Raw genomic sequence first — 4,921 nt, 5'->3', positions numbered from 1 at the left:
TGCCAGTACACAGTCTGCCGCCATTGCTTTGCCGATACCGCCCGCGCCAAGCACTGCAATAGGTTTTCCTTCCAAATAGCTGAGATCTTTCATATCATTTTCCTCCTTTTTTATTTGTCATAGGTCTCCATGATCCGCTGCCATTGCGCGTCTCGAAGCTCCTGAATTTCCTGAATATCTTCCGGCTGCAGATGTTTGAATCTTTTCTGCATCTTTAAATATGGCTCTACGGGGCTCAGCTCCTTGGGCTGATAGGTCAGACGGGGCTTCCCGCTACCTTCCCATTCTGCCAGCTGCCATAATCCCGCTTCCACGGCTTTTTTGCCGATTTCAACAGTTTTTGAGGGGTCATATCCCCACCCTGTGGGACAGGGCGCCGATACATGAATTACCTTACAGCCTTTTATTTTTCTGGCTTTTTCCACCTTCTCCATAAAGTCGATGGGATAAGCCACAGAAGCCGTTGCCGCATAAGGGACTCTGTGCGCGATCATAATCTCAAAAAGATTCTTTTTGATTTTGTTTTTCTCCCCCTTGGAACAAGGTCCCGTGGGTGTAGTGGTCGTCCAAGAGCCATAAGGCGTGCTGGCACTTCTTTGTACCCCTGTATTCATATAGGCTTCATTGTCGTAACAGATATAGATAATATTATCATTTCTCTCCGCCGCGCCGGACAGCCCCTGCAAACCGATATCTACTGTGCCGCCGTCCCCCGCCAGCGCCAGGATATTTACATCATCCCCCCAGCCCATGGCCTCCGCGGCGACTGCCATGCCAGAAGCGGTTGCCGCCAGAGCGGGAAAGGCTGTAATGACATTATTTACAAAAATCGCGGACTGCGGATATACCGTTGTTGTCGCCGCAAAGCAGCAGGCCGGTGTTGCCAGGCAGGTCTTTTCCCCCAGAATTTTCATTGCCATTCTGGCCGCCATAATAGCGCCGCAGCCCTGACAGGTCTTCGCGCCATAGATCAGTTCCTGATCACTCATATTCTTTAAATTGATTGCCATTTTCACCACCTCATTCCCAAGAACTGTACTTCTTCTTCCGCTTCATTTTTCTGCATTCTATCCAGTTTATCGTACATCATCGCGATCAGATCCTTGGGAATATCTCTGCCTCCCAAGCCGACGATAAAATTCACCAGTTTCGCGCTGCCGCCGTAAAGTTCCGCCTTGACCTCAGAATACAGCGTACCTTCCAGTCCAAAGGAAAGGCTTCTGTCAATCACGCCCATAGCGGCGAAACGATCCTTTATAGAATCGAAATATTCTTTCGGGAAAGGACGATAGGAACGAACCCGGATCATGCCTACTTTTTTCCCTTCCTCCCGCAGACAATCGACAACGATTCTTGTAGTACCGGAAACACTGCCTGTGGTCACCAGTACCAGCTCTGCGTCTTCACAACGGTATTCCTCGATCATGCCGCCATAGCTGCGGCCGGTCATTTCTCCATATTCCCGGTCATAAGCAGCGATCTTTTCCTTGGCCTTTTCAAAAGCCTGCTGCTGCAGGTAGCGTCCTTCCATATGGAAGTCCGGGCCAACAGTCTGACATAATGTTTTGGGATCTTCCAGATCCAGCTTATTGCTGGTTTTGAAAGGCGGCAGGAAAGCATCTACCTCTTCCTGTTCCGGAATTTCCACCAGATCATAAGTGTGAGTTAATGTAAAGCCATCCAAATTTACCATAACCGGTGTCATGACTTCCGGATCTTCCGCCAGCTTATAGGCCTGAATTACCATATCCAGCGCTTCCTGACCATTTTCCGCAAACAGCATGATCCATCCGGAATCTCTCATGGCAAAGACATCTCTCTGGTCGCCGTAAATATTCCAAGGTGTCGCTGTCGCTCTGTTGGCATCTACCATAACCACCGGATGTCTGGCGCCGCTGACATAGCTGAGCATTTCACACATATACAGCAGCCCCTGAGACGAAGATGCGGTAAAGGTTCTTGCTCCCATCATGGAAGCGCCTAAAGCCGCCGCCATGGCGCTGTGCTCACTTTCCACCATCATATAGCGGAAGTCCGCTTCGCCGTCTGCCAGGAAATCCGCCAGCTTTTCCACCAGTGTTGTCTGGGGTGTGATCGGATAAGCCGCTACTACATCCGGCCGGCAAAGCCGTACGCCATGGGCTGCCGCCTCATTGGCGGATAAAAACGCTTTTTTACTCATCCTGCTCACCATCCTTTACCATTGAGATACATTTTCTGGGACATTCGTTGGCACAAATGCCGCAGCCCTTACAATAATCCATATCTACAACCATTTTTCCTGTTTCTTTTTCAATGCAGCCTTCCGGGCAGTAGATCCAGCATAAATTGCAGTGGATACAAGCATCCTGATCCACTACCGGGTGGAACGTACGAAATCCGGAATTGGGCGTCGGAAGTATGCCAACGCCGTTGCTGGCCCCAAAAAACATGGTGTCCCATCCACTGGGTGCCTGATAATCCTTATTCCAAGCCGGTTTGTTCATCCCTGTGCGCCTCCCTTCACCAGATCATAAGCCCTTGCCATAGCTTTTTTGTTCTTTTCCCGCAGTGCCGGCGCCATCATACTGTCAATGGCCTCCTCCAGCTGCGTCTTTTGTACCATCTCTGTCGCTCCCATGGCCGCCCCCAGCATAATAGTGTTGACAATGGGTGCTTTTAATTCTTCCAAAGCAATCGAGGTCGCATCCAGCAAAACCACGTTGACCGGATCGTTTCCGTGATACAGACTGCGGATCTCTTCCTCGCTTTTTGTTGTATTGATGACCAGTGTTCCGCCTGCCTTCATGCCGGCGAATACATCCGTCACATCACAGAGAGTATCATCCAGAACGATGACACAGTCACAAGTATAAATCTGGCTGTGATCCGTAATGACCTCATCGCTGATTCTGGTAAAGCCCAGTACCGGTGCCCCTCTTCGCTCCGGCCCAAAAGACGGAAATGCCTGTCCATATTTCCCGCCGAACACAGAAGCGGCCAGACCCAGCAGCTTTGCCGCTGTAAAGGCACCGTCCCCGCCTCTGCCATGCCATCTGATTTCTTTCATTCTATTCACCTCTCATGATTGACTTCATTTCACTGACTACGATTCATTTATTTTTAATTCAATTATATCTCTCTTTTTTGCTTTGTCAATCCATTTTTTCATTTCTTTTCATTCTTATGAATTTTCAACAAAAGTGCGGCCTCTAATTCTGTGCGAAATTCCGGATGAGCGATGGCGATCAGCGCTTTTCCTCTTTCCAGCAACGTCTTTCCTTTCAGTCGCGCAATCCCGTATTCCGTTACCACATAATCCACATCTTGTCTGGAAGTCGTCACCGCCGTTCCCTCCGGCAGACTGGGCACAATTTTGGAAATACGGGTACCATCCTTCTTTTCCACCACAGAACTCATGGCAATAATGGATTTTCCTCTGCCATCCAGCGCCATTGCCGTTCCCCTGACAAAGTCCACCTGTCCCCCAACACCGGAGAACTGATGGGTTCCCAGCATATCTGAAGCCACCTGCCCAAAAAGGTCTACCTGGATACAGCTATTGATGCTGACCATTTGGTTGTTTTGCGCGATAATGGCTGGATGATTGACATAATCCGCCGGAAGCATTTCCATAACCGGGTTGTTTCTGGCGAAATCGTAGAGCTTTTTCGTTCCCATCAGGAAGGTAGCAACGATTTTTCCTTTATGCAGTGTTTTTTGGGTATTATCAATGACTCCTGCCTCAAACAGATCTACGACGCCGTCCGAAATCATTTCCGAATGGATGCCCAGATGTTTTTTATCCTTCAGTTCCGACAACACCGCGTCAGGAATGGCGCCAATACCGATTTGCAGGGTAGAACCATCCTCTACCAAAGATGCGCAGTATTTCCCGATCTTCTTTTCTGTCTCGCCGATCCTGGGGATCTGAAGCTCCGGCAGCGGCCGATCCGTCTCTACAAAGGCATCGATCTGACTTACATGAATCTTTGTCCCGCCGGGCACACAGGGCGCCTGACGATTGACCTCCGCCAGTACGGTTCTGGCGCTTTCGATGCCCTGAACTGTATAATCACAGGAAAGGCCTGTGGACACAAACCCGTTTTCATCCGGCGGAGAAACCATAACCATCATGACATCCACATGGAACATATCGTTTTTGATAAAAGTCGGCACCTGATGCAGATATACCGGTACAAATTCGCCATGGCCCTCTTTCAGACATCCTCTGGTCGAACCACTGATGAACCATCCCTCAAAAGTAAATACATCCGCATTTTCTTTCCAGGAATAAGATCCACTGCCCATGGTAACCATCTGAGACACCGTAATATTTTCATAATTCCCTTTATTCTTTACCATAGCTTCCACCAAAGGAAACGGCTCGCCAACGGCATTGGAAAGCAATACACGATCCCCGCTTTGGATTTTTGCCACCGCTTCTTCTGCGCTGCATTTTCTCTGTTCATAGATTTTTTCCCAGCTCATACATCCACCTCTTTCAAAACTCTAATTCACTGACTTTAATTCATTAAAATGATTATATCACACCCTTATTTTGATTTCAATAGAATCCAGGGAGCTTTTCGCAGGGAAAACGATTTTTCCCGCGCCGAGATGTCAGAACCATTTCGGCTGTTTGGCTGCAAAAAAAATTAAGCAAAAAAATTGCCGGAATCCTTTGTATTTCAGGATTCCGGCAATATCGTTTTTCTTATGCAGTTACGCTGGATTTCTGCTTGCGGCAGGTTCATCCAGACATGCCTCTTCTGTATTCGGGCAAAGGGAAATTATGCCTTATACACACCATTGTTCAGGTAGTCCAGCAGTTCTTCTTTTGTCATATGGCCAATGCCCAGATCGTCCAGTGTCAGACCATCCGCATAGAAGTCTCTGTCCAGCATTGCGTTTGCCATGTTAATCATAGCGTCGATTACGG

General features: G+C 48.6%; 5 protein-coding genes. All 5 read right to left on the bottom strand.

The window, feature by feature from the left end; all coding sequences use genetic code 11:
* Nucleotides 1-110 precede the first annotated feature (110 nt).
* Nucleotides 111-1,010: a thiamine pyrophosphate-dependent enzyme gene (locus H9X84_RS12605; protein WP_205134608.1), complete on the bottom strand. Its 900-nt coding sequence runs from the start codon at nt 1,008-1,010 to the stop codon at nt 111-113.
* A gap of 2 nt (nt 1,011-1,012) precedes the next feature.
* Nucleotides 1,013-2,182 (bottom strand): pyruvate ferredoxin oxidoreductase, encoded by a 1,170-nt coding sequence (porA, locus tag H9X84_RS12600; protein WP_205134607.1) that lies wholly within the window; start codon nt 2,180-2,182, stop codon nt 1,013-1,015.
* Nucleotides 2,175-2,486, bottom strand: coding sequence for a 4Fe-4S binding protein (locus H9X84_RS12595; protein ID WP_205134606.1), 312 nt, complete (start codon nt 2,484-2,486; stop codon nt 2,175-2,177). The genes porA and H9X84_RS12595 overlap by 8 nt, the downstream gene beginning before the upstream one ends.
* Nucleotides 2,483-3,049 (bottom strand): 2-oxoacid:acceptor oxidoreductase family protein, encoded by a 567-nt coding sequence (locus H9X84_RS12590; RefSeq protein ID WP_205134605.1) that lies wholly within the window; start codon nt 3,047-3,049, stop codon nt 2,483-2,485. The genes H9X84_RS12595 and H9X84_RS12590 overlap by 4 nt, the downstream gene beginning before the upstream one ends.
* A 98-nt stretch (nt 3,050-3,147) precedes the next feature.
* The gene (locus tag H9X84_RS12585) at nt 3,148-4,470 is read right to left on the bottom strand and encodes an acetyl-CoA hydrolase/transferase family protein (RefSeq protein WP_205134604.1); all 1,323 of its coding nucleotides are present in this window, start codon (nt 4,468-4,470) and stop codon (nt 3,148-3,150) included.
* Between the last annotated feature and the right edge of the window lie 451 nt (nt 4,471-4,921).

It is taken from the genome of Anaerotignum lactatifermentans, from assembly GCF_016902535.1.
In the GTDB taxonomy this organism is placed as follows: Bacteria; Bacillota; Clostridia; order Lachnospirales; family Anaerotignaceae; genus Anaerotignum; species Anaerotignum lactatifermentans_A.
Note: the sequence above shows the minus strand (reverse complement) of the source record. Positions and strands in the feature narration are given on the sequence as shown.